Origin of the sequence: Kosakonia sp. WA-90 (genome assembly GCF_039871955.1) — a bacterium.
In the GTDB taxonomy this organism is placed as follows: domain Bacteria; phylum Pseudomonadota; class Gammaproteobacteria; order Enterobacterales; family Enterobacteriaceae; genus Kosakonia; species Kosakonia oryzendophytica.
The window spans coordinates 680452-701523 of sequence record NZ_JBDPLJ010000001.1 but is presented as its reverse complement, the minus strand read 5'-3'; the positions used below and the strand labels follow the sequence as shown (position 1 = coordinate 701523).

General features: G+C 53.3%; 25 protein-coding genes. 15 read left to right on the top strand and 10 right to left on the bottom strand.

The window, feature by feature from the left end:
- Window positions 1-92: 92 nt before the first annotated feature.
- From ABGA49_RS03195 to mdtH, 7 genes are all read right to left on the bottom strand, one after another.
- Window positions 93-209, bottom strand: coding sequence for a YceO family protein (locus ABGA49_RS03195; protein ID WP_071889996.1), 117 nt, complete (start codon window positions 207-209; stop codon window positions 93-95).
- Between the two features lie 56 nt (window positions 210-265).
- Complete coding sequence (gene solA / locus ABGA49_RS03190; RefSeq protein ID WP_347665120.1) at window positions 266-1381, bottom strand: N-methyl-L-tryptophan oxidase; 1116 nt, start codon at window positions 1379-1381, stop codon at window positions 266-268.
- A 117-nt stretch (window positions 1382-1498) separates the two neighbouring features.
- Window positions 1499-1753 (bottom strand): biofilm formation regulator BssS, encoded by a 255-nt coding sequence (bssS, locus tag ABGA49_RS03185; protein WP_061494832.1) that lies wholly within the window; start codon window positions 1751-1753, stop codon window positions 1499-1501.
- A gap of 275 nt (window positions 1754-2028) precedes the next feature.
- Window positions 2029-2274, bottom strand: a complete 246-nt coding sequence (gene dinI, locus ABGA49_RS03180; RefSeq protein WP_061494833.1) for a DNA damage-inducible protein I — start codon at window positions 2272-2274, stop codon at window positions 2029-2031.
- Window positions 2275-2347: 73 nt separating this feature from the next.
- Window positions 2348-3391, bottom strand: coding sequence for a dihydroorotase (pyrC, locus tag ABGA49_RS03175; protein ID WP_347665133.1), 1044 nt, complete (start codon window positions 3389-3391; stop codon window positions 2348-2350).
- A 115-nt stretch (window positions 3392-3506) separates the two neighbouring features.
- Window positions 3507-4067, bottom strand: coding sequence for a lipoprotein (locus tag ABGA49_RS03170; RefSeq protein ID WP_061494834.1), 561 nt, complete (start codon window positions 4065-4067; stop codon window positions 3507-3509).
- A gap of 123 nt (window positions 4068-4190) precedes the next feature.
- Window positions 4191-5399, bottom strand: a complete 1209-nt coding sequence (gene mdtH / locus ABGA49_RS03165; protein ID WP_061494835.1) for a multidrug efflux MFS transporter MdtH — start codon at window positions 5397-5399, stop codon at window positions 4191-4193.
- A 237-nt stretch (window positions 5400-5636) separates the two neighbouring features.
- Between mdtH and rimJ the strand changes: the two genes are divergently transcribed.
- From rimJ to murJ, 4 genes are all read left to right on the top strand, one after another.
- Window positions 5637-6221 (top strand): ribosomal protein S5-alanine N-acetyltransferase, encoded by a 585-nt coding sequence (rimJ, locus tag ABGA49_RS03160; RefSeq protein WP_061494836.1) that lies wholly within the window; start codon window positions 5637-5639, stop codon window positions 6219-6221.
- 9 nt (window positions 6222-6230) lie between these two features.
- Entirely contained in the window at window positions 6231-6878 is a 648-nt protein-coding gene (locus tag ABGA49_RS03155) for a YceH family protein (protein ID WP_347665119.1), read from the top strand.
- Between the two features lie 2 nt (window positions 6879-6880).
- Window positions 6881-7804, top strand: a complete 924-nt coding sequence (locus ABGA49_RS03150) for a Gfo/Idh/MocA family oxidoreductase (protein ID WP_347665118.1) — start codon at window positions 6881-6883, stop codon at window positions 7802-7804.
- A 107-nt stretch (window positions 7805-7911) separates the two neighbouring features.
- The gene (gene murJ, locus ABGA49_RS03145; RefSeq protein WP_061494839.1) at window positions 7912-9447 is read left to right on the top strand and encodes a murein biosynthesis integral membrane protein MurJ; all 1536 of its coding nucleotides are present in this window, start codon (window positions 7912-7914) and stop codon (window positions 9445-9447) included.
- Between the two features lie 65 nt (window positions 9448-9512).
- Here murJ and flgN read toward each other — a convergent pair whose 3' ends face one another.
- The 3 genes from flgN to flgA form a co-directional block, all read right to left on the bottom strand.
- On the bottom strand, window positions 9513-9935 hold the full coding sequence (flgN, locus tag ABGA49_RS03140; protein WP_061494840.1) for a flagella biosynthesis chaperone FlgN: 423 nt from the start codon (window positions 9933-9935) through the stop codon (window positions 9513-9515).
- Window positions 9936-9939: 4 nt separating this feature from the next.
- Window positions 9940-10233, bottom strand: coding sequence for a flagellar biosynthesis anti-sigma factor FlgM (gene flgM, locus ABGA49_RS03135; RefSeq protein ID WP_347665117.1), 294 nt, complete (start codon window positions 10231-10233; stop codon window positions 9940-9942).
- 93 nt (window positions 10234-10326) lie between these two features.
- On the bottom strand, window positions 10327-10986 hold the full coding sequence (gene flgA / locus ABGA49_RS03130; RefSeq protein WP_347665116.1) for a flagellar basal body P-ring formation chaperone FlgA: 660 nt from the start codon (window positions 10984-10986) through the stop codon (window positions 10327-10329).
- Window positions 10987-11144: 158 nt separating this feature from the next.
- Between flgA and flgB the strand changes: the two genes are divergently transcribed.
- From flgB to flgL, 11 genes are all read left to right on the top strand, one after another.
- Window positions 11145-11561, top strand: coding sequence for a flagellar basal body rod protein FlgB (gene flgB / locus ABGA49_RS03125; protein ID WP_061494843.1), 417 nt, complete (start codon window positions 11145-11147; stop codon window positions 11559-11561).
- A 3-nt stretch (window positions 11562-11564) separates the two neighbouring features.
- Window positions 11565-11969, top strand: coding sequence for a flagellar basal body rod protein FlgC (gene flgC / locus ABGA49_RS03120; RefSeq protein ID WP_061494844.1), 405 nt, complete (start codon window positions 11565-11567; stop codon window positions 11967-11969).
- A 14-nt stretch (window positions 11970-11983) separates the two neighbouring features.
- On the top strand, window positions 11984-12664 hold the full coding sequence (gene flgD / locus ABGA49_RS03115) for a flagellar hook assembly protein FlgD (RefSeq protein WP_347665115.1): 681 nt from the start codon (window positions 11984-11986) through the stop codon (window positions 12662-12664).
- 27 nt (window positions 12665-12691) lie between these two features.
- A complete protein-coding gene (gene flgE / locus ABGA49_RS03110; protein ID WP_061494846.1) occupies window positions 12692-13900 on the top strand; it encodes a flagellar hook protein FlgE in 1209 nt (402 codons plus the stop codon).
- 20 nt (window positions 13901-13920) lie between these two features.
- Complete coding sequence (locus tag ABGA49_RS03105) at window positions 13921-14676, top strand: flagellar basal body rod protein FlgF (protein ID WP_061494847.1); 756 nt, start codon at window positions 13921-13923, stop codon at window positions 14674-14676.
- 15 nt (window positions 14677-14691) lie between these two features.
- The gene (flgG, locus tag ABGA49_RS03100; protein WP_088236535.1) at window positions 14692-15474 is read left to right on the top strand and encodes a flagellar basal-body rod protein FlgG; all 783 of its coding nucleotides are present in this window, start codon (window positions 14692-14694) and stop codon (window positions 15472-15474) included.
- Window positions 15475-15534: 60 nt separating this feature from the next.
- The gene (locus ABGA49_RS03095; protein WP_061499968.1) at window positions 15535-16233 is read left to right on the top strand and encodes a flagellar basal body L-ring protein FlgH; all 699 of its coding nucleotides are present in this window, start codon (window positions 15535-15537) and stop codon (window positions 16231-16233) included.
- Between the two features lie 12 nt (window positions 16234-16245).
- A complete protein-coding gene (locus ABGA49_RS03090; protein ID WP_347665114.1) occupies window positions 16246-17343 on the top strand; it encodes a flagellar basal body P-ring protein FlgI in 1098 nt (365 codons plus the stop codon).
- On the top strand, window positions 17343-18299 hold the full coding sequence (flgJ, locus tag ABGA49_RS03085) for a flagellar assembly peptidoglycan hydrolase FlgJ (protein WP_061494850.1): 957 nt from the start codon (window positions 17343-17345) through the stop codon (window positions 18297-18299). The genes ABGA49_RS03090 and flgJ overlap by 1 nt, the downstream gene beginning before the upstream one ends.
- Before the next feature lie 75 nt (window positions 18300-18374).
- Window positions 18375-20018 (top strand): flagellar hook-associated protein FlgK, encoded by a 1644-nt coding sequence (flgK, locus tag ABGA49_RS03080; protein WP_061494851.1) that lies wholly within the window; start codon window positions 18375-18377, stop codon window positions 20016-20018.
- Between the two features lie 14 nt (window positions 20019-20032).
- Complete coding sequence (gene flgL, locus ABGA49_RS03075) at window positions 20033-21004, top strand: flagellar hook-associated protein FlgL (protein ID WP_061494852.1); 972 nt, start codon at window positions 20033-20035, stop codon at window positions 21002-21004.
- The last annotated feature ends 68 nt before the right edge of the window (window positions 21005-21072 follow it).

Sequence of the window (21072 nt, the reverse complement as noted above, 5' to 3'; positions counted from 1 at the left end):
TTTTTCTTATTTTTTTTGTTATTGAAGCATGGGTGAGAGTGAATGCGGTTATGAGCTTTAATTAAATAAATGTAAGCTTTTGTCAGTTATTATTAATCCAGCCATACAATATAGATAATATCGATCGCAGTAACTAGTAACCACAGGACAATATAAATCATCAAATGCTCACGCACGTTATTAATTACGTAATGGAACACCTGCCGCATGATGGCCTCGTTATTAATAAGTTCAGCGACCTTAATTTCCGGTCGCTGAAGGATTATCACGCAAAGCGAGAAAGAGAAAACGGGGTTAAATCAAACGCTGTACTGTTACCTGCAGCAAACGCAGCGGCGATTTCGCCAAGTACGGGGGCGAATTTAAACCCATGTCCGCTCAGCCCTGTTATGATCAGTGTATCGGGGTGATCCGCCAGCGTATCGATAATAAAATCCTCATCCGGGGAGTTATCGTAGGTACAAGAGGCGCCGTATAAACAACCGCCGATGCCGGGCAGAAACTGGCGCAGGAAAGCGAAGCATTCCGAGCCATCGCCAGCTTCATCACCAAATGGCGTGCGCTGCTGCGGTTCAGTGATGTGTTGTCCGCCATTGTGGCGACCGATCTTCAGCGCGTTGTCATCCGCCGGAAACCCGTAATACTGATCACCATTAGGCATTTCGCCGGTAAATGCCGGGAAGCGATTTTTCGTGCTGTACCGTCCGTCAGCCTGGAACCAGGCGAAAACTTTTCGCACAGGCTGTATTGGCAGGGTGGGGATCAATCGTTGAACCCAGGTTCCTGCGCCGACCAACACTTTCTTGCCGTGGAATGTTCCTTCCGGCGTGTCAATTGCAACACCGTCGTTCGTATGATGCAGTGCCGTCACCGGGCAGTTGAATAATTGTGCGCAACCGGCTTTTCGGGCAAGGTCGATCCAGGTTTTCACCGCCAGTTCGCAGTGCAGTACGCCCGAGTCAGCTTCAAATAGCCCGATATAGTCGTCCGGCACGCGGATCTCCGGCCAGCGAGCCATCAAAGAAGGCGCGTCGAGCTTTTCCACCGCCAGGTTCCACTGTAAAGCGCTCTGCGCGACATTGGCGAGGAAGCTGGAGTCCGCCGGGCCAATATTGATCACGCCAGTACGTTCGAACACGGCTTCGCCGCTTTCTGCCGCCAGTTGATCCCAAAGCTGTTGGGCGCGCAAGACAAGCGGTACATATTTTTCCCCCTCACCGTAAGCATGGCGAATTAAGCGTGTATCACCGTGATGACTCCCTTCCTTGTGTGGCGGCAAATGTGCATCGATCATCAGCACATTAAGCCCTGCGCGGGTGGCGTAATAGCCAGCCGCAGCACCGACAGAGCCGCTGCCGATAATAATCAGATCGTATTTCATGATGTCCTCCAGGTGAATGCTTTTTCAGGAGGGTAAATAACATGGGGGCGTTATACAAGAACGGAAATAAATAAGGCACCCACCGGGTGCCTTTTGAGTGGCTGAGAGGCATTATGACTAATGTCTGCGGTACTCATTTTCCTGGTAATCGCCAGATTCAATCTTGGCAATGCCCGCTTCAAGGATCGAAATAAACTGGCGGGCGACATCCGTCGTTAGCCACAACGTCTGACCGACTTCGGTCTCTTCCTGTGCGGCTTGGTTTGGGGTCTGGTAGTGCAGCCGGAGCATCAGGGCATCATAGCTATCCACGGTGCTGATGTCCCATCCGACCAGCGGATGGGTCTGGATGACTTCATTATTCTTTACCATCATAACCCCCATTTTAGCGTGTTTAATTAGACGACGACTTTCGAGGTTCAATGCGTGTTTTTTTTGAAGCCTTTTTAGTATACCAACAACTGAGGGGATAGATCGAATGAATAAACACTCTGCAACATCTTTTTTACGCTGATTGCGTTTGTTCGAATAACAGAGCGGGATCTTAATCACTTATTTTATTACTTGCCGACAATGTCATTAACACGCTTAGCAAAGAAACAAAAAAGCCGGGGCGACCCGGCAATAAGAACAAACTTAAAGAGAAATTATTCGGTGATAAACCAATCGTCAGCGCTTTCCCAGGTTTCCTGTAAAATTTCACTTATGCGATCTTTATCTTCTTTTGCACCACCGAGCACGGACAAATTGTTCGCGGCGGCATAACGGACCGTGATTTTGTTTTCACGATCGGGGTAATAATTATTCAAACGACGGGATAATTCACCCGCCAGCGCATCAATGGCGCCGGGCGGTAAGGATGTGGTTTTGGCAATCGTCACTTCAATGCGCATAATAGCCCCCTGCGTTATTAACTGTATATTTATACAGTTAATTCATGCTTATTACAACAGGGGGGTGAAATTTTTAACGTTTAACGCGCCAGCGTACCGTTTCACCGGCAAGGAAGGGCACCAGTGAATCGTCCGATAGGGCAATCGTCTCTGGCACAACATGCTCCTCGCGCACCAATTCGATAAAGGTTTCGTTGACCGGCAGACCATAGAAACGCGGACCATTCAGCGATGTAAACGCTTCAAGATGCGGCAATGCGTTCATCTCTTCAAATACCGTCGCATAGCTGCCCAACGCAGTCGGTGCATTGAAACAACCCGCGCAGCCACAGCTGGCCTCTTTACGATGACGGGCATGTGGCGCAGAGTCGGTGCCCAGAAACGCGCGTTCAAACCCACTGGCAACCAGCTCTCGCAAAGCCTGTTGGTGAACATTGCGTTTGAGGATAGGCAGGCAATAGAGATGTGGGCGCACGCCACCAACTAACATGTGGTTACGGTTAAACATCAAATGCTGAGGGGTGATCGTCGCTGCCAGACGTTCGTTGCCTTCGCGGACATAATCAGCGGCGTCTTTAGTGGTGATGTGTTCGAACACCACTTTCAGGCCGGGCAGGCGTTTACGCAGCGGTTCCATCACGGTTTCAATAAACCGTGCTTCGCGATCGAAGATATCGATCTCTGCCTGTGTCACTTCGCCATGTACTAACAGCGGCATTCCCAGTTTTTCCATGCGTTCCAGTACCGGCATGATTGCATCAATACGGGTGACGCCATGGCTGGAGTTGGTGGTGGCGTTTGCCGGATAGAGTTTTGCCGCTGTGAAGACATTCTCGCTAAAACCGCGCTCGACTTCGTCGGCCTCCAGGCTATCGGTCAGATAGCAGGTCATCAACGGCGTGAAATTATGCCCCGCGGGGACGGCATCAAGAATACGCTGACGATAAGCACGGGCTGCGTCCACGGTGGTCACGGGGGGAACCAGATTGGGCATCACAATGGCGCGGGCGTAAGTTTCGCTGGTCCACGGCACGACGGTTTTCAGCATATCGCCATCACGTAAATGGACGTGCCAGTCGTCAGGACGGCGGATTTTCAAAACCTGGGGTTGTGTCATTGGAATGCTCCGGCTGGTGAGGATCAGTTGTTTTTGCCGGGCACTAAGGATATGCGGAAACGTTTTCGTTTGCATCTTTTTCCTGAAAAAAAGGACGCATTTGCGCCCCCAGTATTCAGTCAGTGAAGGGGATGATAATCTCGCCAGGTTTCACTTCGATGCCTTTGGCGAATTTCTTCGCCAACGCTTCGCCTTTGCTGTTGTCTTCTTTTAGCACATAGGCCGGGCGCTGATTAAAATAGCTGCGCAAAGACTGATTAAGATAAGGTAACAGCGTCTGCAGAACGGTTTGCATCTTCTCTGGCGTGACTGTCGCGTCGACCACTTCCATTTCCTGCAGGTAGATTGCGCCTTTCTCTTTATCAAAAACCGGCAGCGCTTTCATTTTCAACTTGATTACCGCTTTTTGGTTGCCAAAGAGGGAGGTCATGTCCAGATTCGCATCGCCGGTCAGCGTCACTTTATTCGGCTCTTCGCGACCAATTGCGCTGGTCAGGTTGTTCAGCACAATGTGTGCATCCGCGACACCAGGAACGCCGATATCTTTAGCGAAATTGTTGCGTTTTTGCAGCGCCTGATTGATCTCCTGTTCGCTGATGGAATATTGGGTCAGTTGGTTACAGCCCACCAGCACGCCGCTCAATATCAACACCGCGGCAAAAATGATTTTTCTCATGTGTTCCTCAACGTGGTCCGGATGCTTCAGTCCTGGACAGTAGCATGCGTGACACGCTGCGCAAAGACCAGCGGAAAAAGCTGAATGCACTGGCGGAAGCGGGGGCTTCCGCTGGCAGAATAATCAAGCACCCGGTTCCAGCATCCGTTGTTGCAGACGTTTAAGACCAAATTGCCACAGCAGTGCAAAGAAGGTGATAAGGCCTATCAACCCCAGCATCATCCAGGGGAGTTCCGGTTGATTAAAGGCTTTTCCGGCATCAAACAACCAGCCGCCACCGGCGTAACCCAGCGCACCGCCAAACGCCAATCCTAAGCGACTGAACCCCATATAGCTTCCTCGCGCACGGGCATCCGCCAGTTGTGCACCCAGCGTTTCACGTGCAGGTTCGGCAATGATCGACCCGATATAGAACGTGCAAATCAGCGTGAACAATTGCTGTAATGAGCCCACCATACCTACCGGCAGCAGACTAAACGACATCACCAGCAACCCGAACATCAGGCGGTGTTCCAGACGAAAGCGTTTCTCGCTCCAGCGAGCAATCGGATAGAGCAGAGTCAACGACAGGCAGGCCTCAATGGCATACATCCATTTCACCGCTGCCGGCGAACCAGCAATGTCGTTAACCATAATTGGCAGCATTAACATTACCTGTACCGCGAGCATGTAATAGCCGGTCAACGTCAGAACATAGGTCACAAAGCGTTTATCATGCAGTACCCGACCAAGCCCTTCGCGCACAGGGGCTTTCACAGTCGATAATTTCCACGCGGGCAGTAACCAGGCGTTAAACGCGGCGCAAAGAACAAACATTAACGCGCCCACGGCGCAGACGAGACGAAAATCGTATTGTAACAGCCAACTGCCGAGCAAAGCGCCGACAACCGCGCCGGCGCTATCCTGCATCATCAACAGAGAGAAAAAGCGACTACGCTGGTGTGGGCGCACCAGTTTGACCACCAGCGCTGACCGCGGTGGGTCGAACAGTGTGCCACCAAGCCCGGAGAGCAAGCAGGAGAGCCACAACACCCAGGGTTCATGCGCAACGCCCATGGCAATGAAGCCGCCCGCGCGCATCAGCATGCCGGTGACAATCAACGGTTTTGCCCCGAAACGGTCGGCAATGGCGCCACCGAAAATCCCCAGCCCTTGTTGAATAAACTGACGCAAACCGAGGGCAATACCGACCATGAGAGCAGCCCAGCCCAGTTGATCGACGAAGCGAATGGAAATCAGGGGAAAAACGACAAAAAAGCCAAGGACGACCAGCATATTATCGACAAGCAGGAAGTATTTACCCAGGCTCCTTGCCTGCGATATGCGCGCCATTTCCCCTCCGGGAAATTAGAAAGATAAGACAATCTTATTTTGCGGTTTCGCTACTGCTTTTCCCATATTGATGGTGACAATATTTTTTTATCAAAATCAGTCTTTGATTGAGAGTTTTCATCGAAAATGGCGCTTGACGCAGAAAATGCCATGTTGCTGTTTTCCCTGAGCAGCTATGCAAATGTATAGTAAAGGGAAGGGGTTAAAAAAGTCGTGAAACGGAAGGAGTGGTAATGCATGTTTGGCTATCGCAGTAACGTGCCGAAAGTACGCTTAGTAACGGACAGATTGGTGGTGCGCCTCGTCCACGACCGCGACGCCTGGCGCCTGGCGGATTATTACGCTGAAAATCGCCAATTTTTAAAACCCTGGGAGCCCGTGCGCGACGAAAGCCATTGTTACCCTTCCGGCTGGCAGGCACGTCTCGGCATGATCAATGAATTCCATAAACAGGGTACGGCGTTCTATTTCGCGTTGCTCGATCCGGAAGAGAAAGAAATCATTGGTGTGGCGAATTTTTCTAATGTGGTCCGCGGCTCATTCCATGCCTGCTATTTGGGTTACTCCATCGGCCAAAAGTGGCAAGGACAAGGGTTAATGTTTGAGGCTTTGACCACCGCGATCCGCTATATGCAACGTACGCAACATATGCACCGCATAATGGCAAACTATATGCCGCACAATAAACGCAGCGGTGATCTCCTGGCGAGACTCGGCTTTGAAAAAGAGGGGTACGCCAAATCGTATCTGTTAATCGACGGGCAATGGCGCGATCACGTATTAACAGCATTAACCACACAGGAATGGACCCCGGGTCGTTAAGGAGCAAAGATGAAGTATCAATTGAGCGCCGTGGAAGCGCGGGTCATTGGTTGCCTGCTGGAAAAACAGGTGACGACGCCAGAACAATATCCGCTTTCTATTAACGGGGTGGTCACGGCCTGTAATCAGAAAACCAACCGCGAACCGGTGATGAACCTCGGTGAACACGACGTTCAGGACATACTTGATGCGCTGGTAAAACGTCATTATCTGCGTACTGTCAGCGGTTTTGGCAATCGGGTGACCAAATATGAGCAACGCTTCTGCAACTCTGAATTTGGCGATCTGAAACTCACGTCCGCCGAAGTGGCGCTGATCACCACGCTGTTGCTGCGTGGGCCGCAAACTCCAGGCGAGTTACGTGGGCGTGCTGAACGTATGCATCAATTTACCGACATGGCGGAAGTGGAAAGTACCCTCGAGCATCTTGCGACGCGGGAAGATGGTCCGTTTGTTGTGCGCCTGCCCCGGGAGCCGGGTAAGCGAGAAAGTCGTTTTATGCATCTGTTCAGCGGCGATGTGCCGGTGCTGGCTGGCGCTGTTGACGCAGAGGGCCCGGCCGCGGACTCACTGTTGGCGCGCGTTGAAGCGTTGGAAGACGAAGTGGCTGAGTTGAAACAGCGTCTGGATTCGCTTCTCGCACATTTGGGGGATTAACCGTGGCGACATTACGTATTGGTGTTGTAGGTTTGGGTGGTATCGCACAAAAAGCCTGGCTACCGGTATTGGGGGCTGCGACGGACTGGACGCTGGTGGCAGCTTGGTCACCTACCCGGGAGAAAGCCGAACGCATATGTGCAACCTGGCGTATTCCGTATGCGGATTCGCTCGCCAGCCTGGCGGCACAGTGTGATGCCGTTTTTGTTCATACCGCCACCTCGTCGCATTATTCTGTGGTCAGCGAGTTGCTCAATCTTGGCGTACATGTCTGTGTGGATAAGCCGTTGGCGGAAAATTTACAGGATGCGGAACGGCTGGTTGAGCTGGCTGCCCGGAAGAAGCTGACACTGATGGTGGGTTTTAATCGTCGCTTTTCGCCGTTGTACCGGGAATTGAAGCAGCACATGCCGCAGGCTGCCTCGCTACGTATGGATAAACACCGTAGCGACAGCGTCGGGCCGCACGACTTACGTTTCACTTTACTTGATGATTATCTGCATGTGGTGGACACCGCACTGTGGCTGTCCGGGGGCGCAGCGCAATTGAAAAGCGGTACGCTGCTGACCAATGATGACGGTGCTATGGTCTACGCTGAACACCATTTCAGCGTTGAACATCTGCAAATCACCACCAGTATGCATCGCCGTGCGGGGAGCCAGCGCGAGTGGGTTCAGGCTGTTACCGATGGTGGGCTGTTCGATATTACGGATATGCGCGAGTGGCGTGAAGAGCGCGGGCAGGGTGTGATTGCCCGCCCGGTTCCTGGCTGGCAAAGTACTCTGGAGCAGCGCGGCTTTGCCGGATGCGCACGTCATTTTATTGAATGTGTGCAAAATCAGACAGTTCCCGAAACGGCCGGGGAGCAGGCGATTCTGGCGCAACGTATTGTCGAAAAGCTCTGGCGCGAGGCGATGAGCGAATAACCGTCTGTAACATCTGGCGATAGTAATTCGCCTTTTTCCCTGTAGACTAAGCGCTTCGCTGTACACCAACGCCTGCATTGCAGGCGTTGTGTCTTATGGAAACCAGAATGAATCTATTGAAATCGCTGGCGGCAGTCAGTTCCATGACCATGTTTTCCCGCGTGCTGGGTTTCGCGCGTGACGCCATAGTGGCGCGGGTTTTCGGCGCGGGCATGGCGACCGATGCTTTTTTTGTGGCATTCAAATTGCCTAATCTTTTACGCCGTATCTTTGCGGAAGGTGCATTTTCTCAGGCGTTTGTGCCCATCCTTGCGGAATACAAGAGCAAGCAAGGAGATGATGCAACGCGGGTTTTTGTGGCTTACGTGTCCGGTCTGTTGACGCTGGCGCTGGCCGTTGTCACCATCGCCGGGATGCTGGCAGCGCCGTGGGTGATCCTCGTGACCGCTCCCGGTTTTGCCGATACGGCGGATAAATTCGCTTTAACCTCGCAACTGCTGCGCATCACTTTTCCTTATATTCTGTTGATATCACTGGCATCGCTGGCCGGTGCGATCCTCAATACCTGGAACCGTTTTTCCGTTCCGGCGTTTGCACCGACATTTTTGAACATCAGCATGATCGGGTTTGCGCTGTTTGGTGCACCCTATTTCCACCCGCCGGTACTGGCGCTGGCATGGGCGGTAACTGCTGGTGGTGTTCTCCAACTGGTGTATCAACTGCCGCATCTGAAAAAAATAGGTATGCTGGTACTGCCGCGTATCAGTTTCCATGATGCGGGGGCGATGCGAGTCATTAAGCAGATGGGGCCAGCTATTCTTGGGGTCTCCGTCAGCCAGATTTCGCTGATCATCAATACCATCTTCGCCTCTTTTCTGGTTTCCGGTTCTGTGTCGTGGATGTATTACGCTGACCGTTTAATGGAGTTTCCTTCCGGGGTGCTGGGCGTAGCGCTGGGGACAATTCTGCTTCCCTCACTCTCGAAAAGCTTTGCCAGCGGCAACCATGATGAGTATTGCCGGTTGATGGACTGGGGGTTACGGCTCTGCTTTCTGCTGGCACTGCCCAGTGCGGTGGCATTAGGTATCCTGGCAAAGCCGCTGACGGTGTCGCTGTTCCAGTACGGCAAATTCACCGCCTTCGATGCGTCGATGACGCAACGGGCGTTAATCGCCTATTCCGTAGGGCTGATGGGGCTGATTGTGGTGAAGGTTCTGGCTCCGGGATTCTATTCGCGGCAGGATATTAAAACGCCGGTGAAAATCGCCATCGTCACGCTAATCATGACGCAGCTCATGAACCTGGCCTTTATCGGTCCGCTAAAACATGCCGGTCTCTCTTTGTCGATCGGTCTGGCGGCCTGTCTGAATGCCGTGCTGCTCTACTGGCAACTGCGCAAACAGAATATTTTTACGCCGCAACCGGGGTGGACGAGTTTCCTTGTCCGTCTGGTCATTGCGGTACTGGTAATGTCGGCGGCACTGGTGGGCATGCTGTACGTTATGCCGGAGTGGGCACAAGGCACCATGCCTTATCGTCTGCTGCGTCTGATGGCGGTTGTGCTGGTGGGGGTTATCGCTTACTTCGCCACGCTTGCGGTGTTGGGTTTTAAAGTCAAAGAATTTGCACGCCGGACGGCGTAAACAGAAAGGCAGCCAGGGGACGGATCCCCTGGCTAAAAATCAGAATATTAACTGCCTGAACAGATCTAAATAGAGATTTTCTTTCCGCCACGGTTGGCGGTAGAGGTATAACCATTCGCGCCGTAAAGCCCGGGTTCCTGATGCGGTTTCAGAACGTCCAGCGCTTGTTGATTGCGCGCGATTTGCCCTTCCAGCAACCATCCGTTGTGCTGGTTCAGGTCACGCAGATGCTGCGTCTTTTGAGTAATGGTTTGCCAGCGATCGGCGATATCGTCATTTGCGCTATGTTGCGTTTTCTGCGTCGCCCGGCGTTGTTGCTCAAGGTAGTCCAGAGTTGCGAGCAAGGAGCTTTTTTCTTCCGTAATACGCTGTAACGCGCTGCCATTAATGTGGCCCACGGAAAGCTGTTTTTGCTCAGCATCCATCACGTCTTTGAGAGCGCTCAGGATAACTGTCATTTGATCAAGGATGTCTGACAGTCGGTTCATACTGTTATTTACTCTGCAAGTAACTCTTCGCTTCGTCAATCAGGGCATCGGCGATTTTGCCAGTGTCCATCTTCAGTTCACCATTACGGATCGCGATTTTCAGTTGCTCGACGCGTTCTGTATTGATGTCATTTGCCCCTGCCTGCATCAGCTTAGCCTGAGCGCCGCTGATGGTGACGTTGGTGCTGTTCGTCGTCGCGGATTTTTCCAGACGCGTTTTTTGCGTTTGGGCCTCGCTGGCTTCACGCTGTTGTACAGTGTTTACCGGCTTGAGGGGCGATGTCCGATCAATGCTCATAGTGTAGTCCTCACTGAGGTTCCCCGGCGTTTGGGGCCTGTATCTGTAGTCGTTGCTTATATATCGGCAGCCGACGCAAATTCTTTAAAAAGATTATAGGTTAATCAGAATATTCCCATCAGCGTTCACAATCCCGCTGACAATCTGGCCTGAAGACATGCGCACACGGGCGTTTTGCGCCACCGATGCGTTGTTCAGAGCAAGACCTTCGCCGTTCACACTAAAGCCATCGCCTGTCGCCACAACCTGCACACGCTGTCCCGCTTTTATACGCCATGTCTGGCGCAGCATTGACAGTTGTATCGGTTGGTCGGGTGCGAGATCGCGCAAACTTACCGCATCCTGCGCCTGGGTGATATCCAGCATCGTTCTCGGTGGTAACTGATCGAGACGGCCGCGCGCTAATTTCACGCTGCCCGGCTGTAACGTGCTGCCGCGCGCGACTGCTTGTGCGGCCACAACATAGTTACCCGTCGCCTGAACGTTCACTTGCAAATAGCGCTTTGCGCCGGCGCAATTCGCCTGAACACTCAGATTACCCCACAGTTTAGCATTTCCGATGACGCTCAGCTCGGGCTGATCGCAGGCGGGACGCTGATTTTCCGGGGTGCGTATATTTACCACTACCTCATCACTAAATCCAGCAAGACGTTGAGCAAAAAAAGCGGTGAGTTGCGTCTGTAAGTCGGCCGCCTGCGTTAGCGGGCTTAATAACAGTAAGGCCGCAGCCACACAGCCTTTCAGAGTGATCATCGCAGACTCCTGCCTGTTAATGGAATGAGGAGATTTTAACCGCATGGCAAATCTATCAACGCAATAAATAGCGACGCATTTTGCGCTTATTCCAACGATAAGGCTTGCGTAAGGAGATTTAAGCTGTTGGCTAAATAATTGTCATCAGTGGGGGAGCCATGCTCGATAAACTTGATGCCGCACTGCGTTTTCAGCAAGAAGCGCTGAACCTGAGCGCCCAGCGCCAGGAAATCCTGTCGGCAAACATTGCCAACGCCGATACCCCGGGGTACCAGGCGCGCGATATTGATTTCGCCAGTGAACTGAAAAAAGTCATGGAGCGCGGTCGTGCTGAAGAGAGTGGTGTTTCATTGGCGCTGACCTCTTCCCGTCATATTCCTGCGCAAGCAATGACCCCGCCGTCTGCCGATCTGCTGTATCGCATCCCGGATCAGCCCTCTCTGGATGGCAACACCGTGGATATGGATCGTGAGCGTACGCAGTTCGCGGACAACAGCGTGAAATACCAGACCGGTTTAACGGTACTGGGCGGGCAGATCAAAAGCATGATGAGTGTTCTGCAAGGGGGGAATTGATAGATGGCTTTACTGAATATTTTTGATGTCGCTGGCTCGGCGCTGGCGGCGCAGTCCAAACGTATGAACGTGGCGGCCAGTAACCTTGCCAACGCCGACAGCGTTACCGGGCCGGATGGTCAACCCTATCGCGCCAAACAGGTCGTTTTCCAGGTTGATGCCGCACCAGGTCAGGCGACCGGCGGTGTAAAAGTCGCGGATGTTATTGAAAGCCAGGCGCCGGACAAACTGGTTTACCAGCCGGGTAACCCGCTGGCGGACGCCAATGGTTACGTCAAAATGCCGAACGTTGATGTGGTCGGGGAAATGGTCAACACCATGTCCGCTTCACGCAGCTATCAGGCAAACGTTGAAGTACTGAATACGGTTAAGAGCATGATGCTCAAGACCCTGACCCTCGGCCAGTAAAGGAGACGCACAGCATGTCTATCGCTGTAAAAGTTAATGACCCGACCAACTCCGGCGCTGCAGCCAGTACGAAGGGCACAACTACCACTGGGACTAACAGCGCTTCCGACCTGCAGAGCAGCTTTCTGACATTGCTGGTCGCGCAGTTGAAAAACCAGGATCCGACCAACCCGCTGCAAAACAATGAACTGACCACGCAACTTGCGCAGATCAGTACCGTAAGCGGGATTGAAAAACTGAATACCACACTGGGCTCGATCTCCGGGCAGATTGATAACAGCCAGTCCATGCAGGCGACGACGCTGATTGGCCACGGTGTCATGATCCCAGGACAAACCATCCTTGTGGGCAAAGAGACCTCTACGCCATTTGGCGTTGAGCTGACTCAGGCTGCCGACAAAGTGACCGCGACAGTGACCAGTGCGGATGGCACAGTCGTGCGCACCATTGATATTGGTGCGCTGAAAGCGGGCGTCCATACCTTTAGCTGGGACGGCAAACTTTCTGATGGTACAGCAGCGCCAGATGGCTCTTATAAAGTCTCTATCGCTGCCAGCTCAGGCTCAACGCAGTTGGTTGCTCAACCTCTGCAGTTTGCGCTGGTGCAAGGTGTGACCCGCAATAGTAGCGGAAGCACATTAGATTTGGGTACCTACGGTACTACCACCCTCGACGAAGTACGGCAGATTATTTAAAGCCTTAACACTTATCAGGAGTAAGTCATGGCCTTTTCACAAGCGGTCAGCGGCCTGAATGCTGCGGCCACCAACCTCGATGTCATTGGTAACAACATTGCCAACTCCGCCACTTATGGCTTTAAATCCGGATCTGCGTCCTTCGCTGATATGTTTGCCGGTTCTAAAGTGGGGCTCGGTGTTAAAGTGGCGGGCATTACCCAGGACTTTAGCGATGGTACCACCACCAACACCGGTCGTGGTCTTGACGTTGCATTGAGCGGAAACGGTTTCTTCCGTGTGGTCGACAGCAACGGTTCTGTGTATTACAGCCGTAACGGCCAGTTCAAACTGGACGAAAACCGCAACCTGGTGAACATGCAGGGTATGCAGATAACCGGCTACCCGGCTACCGGTACACCGCCGACAGTACAGACTGGTGCGAACCCGGCAGCTATCACCATTCCGAACACGCTGATGGCGGCGAAAACCACCACCACAGCATCGATGCAGATCAACCTGAACTCCACAGACACTACCCCGACGGTTACGCCGTTCGACCCCACTAACGCCAGCACCTATAACAAAAAAGGTTCCGTCACTGTCTACGACAGCCAGGGTAACGCCCATGACATGAACGTCTATTTTGTGAAGAGTGCCACAGCGAATACCTGGGATGTTTATACCCAGGATAGCAGTGTGAGCGGCAGTACGGCAACGCTTGCAACCACCATGACCTTCAATACTAACGGTGCGCTGACGGGCGGGACTTCTGCCTCCATCACTACGGGTACCATCAATGGTGCAACCCCGGCAACGTTCTCGCTGAGTTTCCTTAACTCCATGCAGCAGAACACCGGCTCTAACAACATTGTCGGCACCACGCAGAACGGTTACAAACCGGGCGACCTGGTGAGCTACCAGATTAACGAAGATGGCACCGTTGTGGGGAACTACTCCAACGAGCAGAAACAGGTGCTTGGGCAGATCGTTCTGGCGAACTTCGCTAACTCCGAAGGCTTGCAATCTGAAGGTAACAACGTTTGGTCCGCAACCTCGTCTTCCGGTGTTGCGCTGTTAGGGGCTGCAGGTACCGGTAACTTCGGTAAGTTGACCAACGGTGCGCTTGAAGCATCAAACGTGGATCTGAGTAAAGAACTGGTGAACATGATCGTCGCGCAGCGTAACTATCAGTCGAACGCGCAGACTATCAAAACCCAGGACCAGATCCTTAACACGCTGGTTAACCTGCGTTAATCATCTGACGGGATGGCTTAATGGATCACGCAATATACACCGCGATGGGCGCCGCCAGCCAAACGCTGAATCAGCAGGCTGTCACCGCCAGCAACCTTGCGAATGCTTCAACACCTGGCTTCCGTGCGCAGCTTAATGCGCTGCGTGCAGTACCTGTTGAAGGGCTTTCGTTACCGACCCGTACTTTGGTGGTGGCGTCTACACCGGGTGCCGATATGACGCCCGGTCAGCTGGATTACACCTCTCGCCCACTTGATGTGGCGTTACAGCAGAACGGTTGGTTGGCCGTTCAGACCGCGGATGGTTCGGAAGGGTATACCCGCAACGGTAATATTCAGGTCGGTCCTACCGGTCAGTTGACCATTCAGGGCCACCCGGTGATTGGTGAGGCGGGTCCGATCTCTGTGCCGGAAGGCTCGCAGATCACGATTGCCGCTGACGGTACGATTTCTGCGCTTAATCCTGGCGATTCGGCGAATACCATTGCACCGGTAGGCAAGCTGAAGCTGGTTAAAGCGGAAGGTAAAGAAGTGGTGCGTGGCGATGATGGTCTGTTCCGTGTGAGCCAGGCCGCGCAAGCCACGCGTGGCACGACGTTGCAAGCCGATGCCTCTGTCCGTGTGATGTCGGGCGTGCTGGAAGGCAGCAACGTTAAACCCGTTGAAGCGATGACCGACATGATTGCCAGCGCACGTCGCTTCGAAATGCAGATGAAGGTGATCGGCAGCGTTGATGAAAACGCGCAACGCGCCAATCAGTTGCTGTCACTGGGCTAATAAACAGGATTACCTATGATCAGTTCATTATGGATCGCGAAAACCGGCCTCGACGCCCAGCAAACCAATATGGACGTTATCGCCAACAACCTGGCGAACGTCAGTACCAACGGTTTTAAGCGTCAGCGTGCGGTATTTGAAGATTTGTTGTACCAGACGATGCGTCAGCCTGGTGCTCAGTCTTCTGAACAAACGACATTGCCTTCTGGCTTGCAGATCGGTACCGGTGTTCGTCCCGTTGCGACCGAACGCCTGCACAGCCAGGGCGGCTTGTCACAAACTAACAACACCAAAGATGTTGCCATTAAAGGGCAGGGCTTCTTTGAAGTGCTGCTGCCGGATGGTACCTCAGCGTATACACGCGACGGCTCCTTCCAGGTGGATCAGAATGGTCAGTTAGTCACGGCGGGTGGTTTCCAGGTGCAGCCTGCGATCACTATCCCTGCTAACACCCTGAGCATCACCATTGGCCGCGACGGCGTGGTCAGCGTGACGCAGCAGGGGGCGACAGCGCCGGTGCAGGTTGGCCAGTTAAACCTCACCACCTTTATGAATGACACCGGTCTGGAAAGCATCGGTGAGAACCTGTACACCGAAACCCAGTCGTCCGGGGCGCCAAACTCCACGACACCGGGCCTCAACGGTGCAGGTTTGCTGTACCAGGGGTATGTGGAAACCTCAAACGTAAACGTTGCCGAAGAACTGGTGAATATGATCCAGGTTCAACGCGCTTACGAAATTAACAGTAAAGCAGTATCGACGACCGATCAGATGCTGCAAAAACTGACGCAACTCTAAGGCGTTATCCGGTGCGGTAGTTGCTGCCGTACCGGAACCCTGATTTCGAAGATGAATGCAATGCAAAAATACGCCGCGCGCCGCTACCCAATTATGGCTTTACTGGCCGTTACCCTGACCGGATGTGCCTGGGTTCCTTCAAAACCATTGGTAGAAGGAGCGACCTCCGCTCAACCGATCCCGGGTCCAGTGCCTTTAGTGAATGGCTCGATTTATCAGACCGCGCAGCCAATAAACTATGGCTATCAGCCACTGTTTGAAGACCGCCGTCCGCGTAACGTGGGCGATATGCTGACGATCACGTTGCAAGAAAACGTGAGCGCCAGTAAGAGTTCATCGGCCAATGCCAGCCGCGATGGCAAATCCAGTTTTGGTATCGATACGACGCCTCGTTACCTTGAAGGTCTTTTTGGCAACGCACGTGCCGATCTGAGTTCTTCCGGGAGTAACACCTTCGCCGGTAAAGGCGGCGCGAACGCCAGTAACACATTTAGCGGCACGTTGACTGTGACGGTCGACCAGGTGCTGATCAATGGCAATTTACATGTTGTGGGTGAAAAACAGATCGCTATTAACCAGGGCACTGAATTCATCCGCTTCTCAGGTGTTGTGAACCCACGCACCATCAGCGGCAGCAACACGGTTCAGTCTACTCAGGTGGCTGATGCGCGCATCGAATATGTCGGCAATGGCTACATTAACGAAGCGCAGACGATGGGCTGGCTGCAGCGTTTCTTCCTCAACTTATCGCCGATGTAACCGGGGTGAATTATGTTTAGATATCTGGCTGGAATCGCGTTGGTGCTGATGGCGACTGTCGCCCAGGCCGACCGTATCCGGGATCTCACCAGCGTACAGGGCGTACGAGAAAACTCCTTAATTGGCTACGGCCTTGTTGTTGGGCTTGATGGCACGGGTGACCAGACCACCCAAACGCCGTTTACCACGCAAACATTAAATAACATGTTGTCGCAGATGGGGATCACCGTTCCTACTGGCACTAACATGCAATTAAAAAACGTGGCGGCGGTAATGGTGACCGCGCAATTCCCGGCCTTTGCCCGCCAGGGACAGACAATCGATGTGGTGGTCTCTTCCATGGGGAACGCAAAAAGCCTGCGCGGCGGCACGTTGCTGATGACCCCGCTGAAAGGGGTGGACAGCCAGGTGTATGCGCTGGCGCAGGGTAACATTCTTGTAGGTGGTGCAGGTGCATCTGCTGGCGGCAGCAGCGTACAGGTTAACCAGCTCAACGGCGGTCGCATCACCGGCGGAGCGGTTATTGAGCGTGAACTGCCGTCGCAATTTGGCGCGGGTAACACCATAAACCTGCAACTGAATCAGGAAGATTTCACCATGGCGCAGCAGATTGCCGATACCATCAACCGCAGCCGTGGTTATGGTAGCGCGACTGCGCTGGATGCTCGTACCGTGCAGATCCGTACCTCCAGCGGCGGTACCTCACAGGTGCGTCTGTTGGCGGATATTCAGAATCTGGAAGTCGGTACAACGCAACAGGATGCGAAAGTGATCATTAACTCCCGTACCGGCTCTGTGGTGATGAACCGCGAAGTGGCGCTGGATAACTGCGCAGTCGCGCAGGGTAACCTCTCCGTGACGGTGAACCAGCAGGCTAACGTTAGCCAGCCGAATACGCCGTTTGGGGGTGGTCAAACCGTTGTCACGCCGCAAACGCAGATCGATTTGCGTCAGAGTGGTGGGTCGCTGCAAAGTGTTCGCTCCAGCGCCAATCTGAATAGCGTGGTACGTGCACTGAACGCACTGGGTGCGTCGCCAATGGAACTGATGTCGATTCTGCAGTCTATGCAAAGCGCAGGTTGCCTGCGTGCGAAACTGGAGATCATCTAATGTTGACTGACAGCCGGTTGTTGAGTAGCGCGGCCTGGGACGCGCAGTCGCTGAATGAACTGAAATCAAAGGCCGGACAGGATCCGAAAGCTAACCTGCGGCCGGTAGCGCGCCAGGTGGAAGGGATGTTTGTGCAAATGATGCTAAAAAGCATGCGCGACGCCCTGCCAAAAGACGGTATTTTCAGTAGCGATTCAACCCGGCTGTACACCAGCATGTATGACCAACAGATTGCCCAGCAGATGACCGCAGGCAAAGGTCTGGGGCTGGCGGATATGATGGTGAAACAGATGACCGGCGAACAGGCGCCGGTAGATCCCGCCGATCAAATGCAACAGGTGCCGATGAAGTTCCCTCTGGAAACGGTGACCAGTTATCAAAACCAGGCGCTGACGCAGTTAGTGCGTAAGGCTATGCCAAAAGCGCCTGACGACAGTGATGAACCGTTGACGGGTGACAGCAAAGACTTCCTTGCCCAGCTTTCGCTTCCGGCGCGACTGGCCAGCCAGCAGAGCGGTGTTCCGCATCACTTGATCCTCGCGCAGGCTGCTCTCGAATCTGGCTGGGGCCAACGGCAGATCCCGCGTGAGAACGGTGAGCCGAGCTTTAACATTTTCGGTGTGAAAGCGACACCGAACTGGAAAGGGCCAACCACCGAGATCACCACCACGGAATATGAGAATGGCGAGGCGGTTAAAGTCAAAGCAAAATTCCGTGTGTACAGCTCGTATCTCGAAGCATTGTCTGATTATGTAGGCATGCTGACGCGCAATAAACGCTATGCGGCGGTCACGACGGCGGCAACGGCGGAACAGGGCGCACAAGCGTTGCAAAACGCCGGTTATGCGACCGATCCGAACTATGCCCGTAAGCTGACGAGTATGATCCAACAGCTTAAATCTATGGGTGAAAAAGTCAGCAAAGCCTATAACAGCGACATCGAAAATCTGTTCTGAAATATCTCAAGTTTCGCTCTGGGTTGCCGATAATCGTCAACAGGACTCATGTCTGAAAGTGTATAAGGAACCTCCATGTCCAGTTTGATTAATAGCGCCATGAGTGGGCTCGCTGCAGCCCAGGCAGCGCTTAATACCTCGAGTAACAACATTGCCAGCTATAACGTGGCTGGCTATACCCGTCAGACGACAGTATTGTCGTCGGCTAACAGTACGCTGGGGGCTGGCGGTTGGGTTGGTAATGGTGTCTATGTCTCGGGTGTTCAGCGTGAGTATGATGCTTTCATTACTAACCAGCTGCGCGCGGCGCAAAACCAGAGCAGCGGGTTGACTACGCGCTATGAGCAGATGTCAAAAATTGATGATGTGCTCTCTGGTACTACCAATACGCTTTCGACCAGCCTGCAGGGATTTTTCTCCAGTCTGCAAACGTTGGTGAGCAACGCCGAAGATCCGGCAGCACGTCAGGCTCTGTTAGGTAAAGGCAGTGCGCTGGTTAACCAGTTCAAGGTGGCCGATCAGTATCTGCGTGACCAGGATAAGCAGGTTAACCTGTCTATCAGCTCAAGTGTTGACCAAATCAACAACTACACCAAACAGATCGCCTCCCTTAATGATCAGATTTCCCGTCTGACCGGCGTTGGCGCGGGCGCATCTCCGAATGATTTGCTCGATCAGCGTGACCAGTTGGTCAGCGAGCTGAATAAGATCGTCGGGGTGGAAGTTAGCGTACAGGATGGTAAAACCTATAACCTGACGATGGCTAACGGTTACACCCTGGTGCAAGGCAGTACTTCTCGCCAACTGGCGGCAGTGGCTTCCAGCGCTGACGCATCTCGTACCACGGTTGCCTATGTCGACAATACTGCCGGCAATGTTGAGATCCCGGAGAGACTGATTACTACGGGGTCTCTGGGCGGTTTGCTGGCCTTCCGTTCACAGGATCTGGATCAGACGCGTAATACCCTGGGCCAACTGGCGTTGTCATTTGCTGATGCGTTCAACAAACAGCACACCCAGGGTTACGATTCAGCCGGTGTACAGGGTACAAACTTCTTTACCATCGGTGCGCCGTCTGCCTTAGGCAACGGCAAAAATACTGGCACCGCCGCATTATCACCCGCGGTCAGCGACAGTACGGCTGTTCAGGCGACTGACTACAAAGTGGCTTACGATGGCAGCAACTGGACCGTGACGCGTTTGTCCAACAATACGTCCTTCAACGTTACACCAGATTCCACCGATGGCTCGTTGAATTTTGACGGGCTGAAGGTCAGCGTCAGTGGTACGGCTGCCGCCAACGACAGTTTTACCGTCAAGCCGGTGAGCAACGCGATTGTGAATATGAGCGTGGCGATCACCGATGAGTCGAAAATTGCGATGGCGTCTGTTGCCGGCGACGGTGCGAGCGACAACCGCAACGGGCAGGCGCTGCTCAACCTGCAAAGTGCCAAGAAAGTCGGCGGTAATAAAACCTTTACCGATGCCTATGCCACGCTGGTGAGCGATGTGGGTAACAAAACGTCGACGCTGAAAACCAGCAGTACGACGCAGACTAACGTGGTAACGCAACTGAGCAACCAGCAGCAGTCGATCTCCGGGGTTAACCTCGATGAAGAGTACGGCAACCTGCAACGTTATCAGCAATATTATCTGGCCAACGCGCAGGTTCTTCAGACCGCAAGCACGCTCTTTAATGCGCTGCTGGAAATACGCTAAGTAAGGGGTGAGCAATGCGTATCAGTACTCAAATGATGTACGAACAAAATATGCGCGGTGTGACCAACGCGCAAAGTAAGTGGCTGGCGTATGGTGAGCAAATGTCCACCGGTCAGCGTGTGAACCGTCCGTCTGATGATCCGATTGCCGCCTCTCAGGCAGTGGTGATCTCTCAGGCGCAGGCGCAAAACTCGCAGTATGCCACTGCACGTACATTCGCTACGCAGAAAGTGTCGCTCGAAGAGAGCGTACTGCAACAGGTGACCACAGCAATTCAGGGCGCGCAAAGTACTATCGTGAAAGCGGGCAGCGGTTCGCTCAGTGACGATGACCGCGCTTCTCTGGCAACAGAATTGCAGGGCTATCGCGATCAGTTGTTAAACCTTGCCAACAGCACTGATGGTAATGGTCGCTATATTTTTGCTGGCTACAAGACGGAGTCTGCTCCGTATGACTCAGCAACGGCGACCTACAGTGGGGGTTCGCAGGCAATCAGTCAGCAAGTGGATGCCTCGCGTACTATGGTCATTGCGCACACTGGCGATCAAGTCTTTAACCATATCAGCAGTAACGCTACGCCAGAGCCGATCGATCCGGCAACGGGTCTGCCGGGTACGTCCGAAACGAACCTGTTCAAAATGCTGGATACGGCCGTTGCAGCGCTGAAAACTCCCGTCGCAGGTAATGAAACGGCGAAAGCTGCTGCACAGGCCGTAGTAGATAAAACCAGCCGTGGCCTCGGCAACTCCCTGAACAACGTGTCTACTGTACGCGCTGAGCTGGGTACGCAGTTGAACGAACTGGAAAGCCTTGATTCGCTGGGCGATGACCGTGCGCTGGGTCTGAAGCAACAGTCGAGTGATTTGATCGATGTAGACTGGAACGAAGTGATTTCGTCTTACACCATGCAACAGGCTGCACTGCAGGCGTCTTACAAGGCGTTTAGTGATATGCAGGGGATGTCGCTGTTCCAGCTCAATAAGTAACGTTTTCATTTTGGACATGTCTGGAAACTGGGCATGTTCGCTATGCCCGCTCCATCACCCCGGAGCGG

Coding starts and splice junctions, on each gene's coding strand:
- flgB (WP_061494843.1), top strand. CDS start 11,145: ATGCTCGATAAACTTGATGCCGCACTGCGTTTTCAGCAAGAAGCGCTG.
- flgC (WP_061494844.1), top strand. CDS start 11,565: ATGGCTTTACTGAATATTTTTGATGTCGCTGGCTCGGCGCTGGCGGCG.
- murJ (WP_061494839.1), top strand. CDS start 7,912: ATGAATCTATTGAAATCGCTGGCGGCAGTCAGTTCCATGACCATGTTT.
- ABGA49_RS03105 (WP_061494847.1), top strand. CDS start 13,921: ATGGATCACGCAATATACACCGCGATGGGCGCCGCCAGCCAAACGCTG.
- flgL (WP_061494852.1), top strand. CDS start 20,033: ATGCGTATCAGTACTCAAATGATGTACGAACAAAATATGCGCGGTGTG.
- ABGA49_RS03195 (WP_071889996.1), bottom strand. CDS start 209: ATGCGGCAGGTGTTCCATTACGTAATTAATAACGTGCGTGAGCATTTG.
- flgG (WP_088236535.1), top strand. CDS start 14,692: ATGATCAGTTCATTATGGATCGCGAAAACCGGCCTCGACGCCCAGCAA.
- ABGA49_RS03170 (WP_061494834.1), bottom strand. CDS start 4,067: ATGAGAAAAATCATTTTTGCCGCGGTGTTGATATTGAGCGGCGTGCTG.
- solA (WP_347665120.1), bottom strand. CDS start 1,381: ATGAAATACGATCTGATTATTATCGGCAGCGGCTCTGTCGGTGCTGCG.
- ABGA49_RS03155 (WP_347665119.1), top strand. CDS start 6,231: ATGAAGTATCAATTGAGCGCCGTGGAAGCGCGGGTCATTGGTTGCCTG.
- rimJ (WP_061494836.1), top strand. CDS start 5,637: ATGTTTGGCTATCGCAGTAACGTGCCGAAAGTACGCTTAGTAACGGAC.
- ABGA49_RS03090 (WP_347665114.1), top strand. CDS start 16,246: ATGTTTAGATATCTGGCTGGAATCGCGTTGGTGCTGATGGCGACTGTC.
- mdtH (WP_061494835.1), bottom strand. CDS start 5,399: ATGGCGCGCATATCGCAGGCAAGGAGCCTGGGTAAATACTTCCTGCTT.
- dinI (WP_061494833.1), bottom strand. CDS start 2,274: ATGCGCATTGAAGTGACGATTGCCAAAACCACATCCTTACCGCCCGGC.
- flgN (WP_061494840.1), bottom strand. CDS start 9,935: ATGAACCGACTGTCAGACATCCTTGATCAAATGACAGTTATCCTGAGC.
- flgD (WP_347665115.1), top strand. CDS start 11,984: ATGTCTATCGCTGTAAAAGTTAATGACCCGACCAACTCCGGCGCTGCA.
- flgM (WP_347665117.1), bottom strand. CDS start 10,233: ATGAGCATTGATCGGACATCGCCCCTCAAGCCGGTAAACACTGTACAA.
- flgA (WP_347665116.1), bottom strand. CDS start 10,986: ATGATCACTCTGAAAGGCTGTGTGGCTGCGGCCTTACTGTTATTAAGC.
- pyrC (WP_347665133.1), bottom strand. CDS start 3,391: ATGACACAACCCCAGGTTTTGAAAATCCGCCGTCCTGACGACTGGCAC.
- flgE (WP_061494846.1), top strand. CDS start 12,692: ATGGCCTTTTCACAAGCGGTCAGCGGCCTGAATGCTGCGGCCACCAAC.
- flgK (WP_061494851.1), top strand. CDS start 18,375: ATGTCCAGTTTGATTAATAGCGCCATGAGTGGGCTCGCTGCAGCCCAG.
- ABGA49_RS03095 (WP_061499968.1), top strand. CDS start 15,535: ATGCAAAAATACGCCGCGCGCCGCTACCCAATTATGGCTTTACTGGCC.
- flgJ (WP_061494850.1), top strand. CDS start 17,343: ATGTTGACTGACAGCCGGTTGTTGAGTAGCGCGGCCTGGGACGCGCAG.
- bssS (WP_061494832.1), bottom strand. CDS start 1,753: ATGGTAAAGAATAATGAAGTCATCCAGACCCATCCGCTGGTCGGATGG.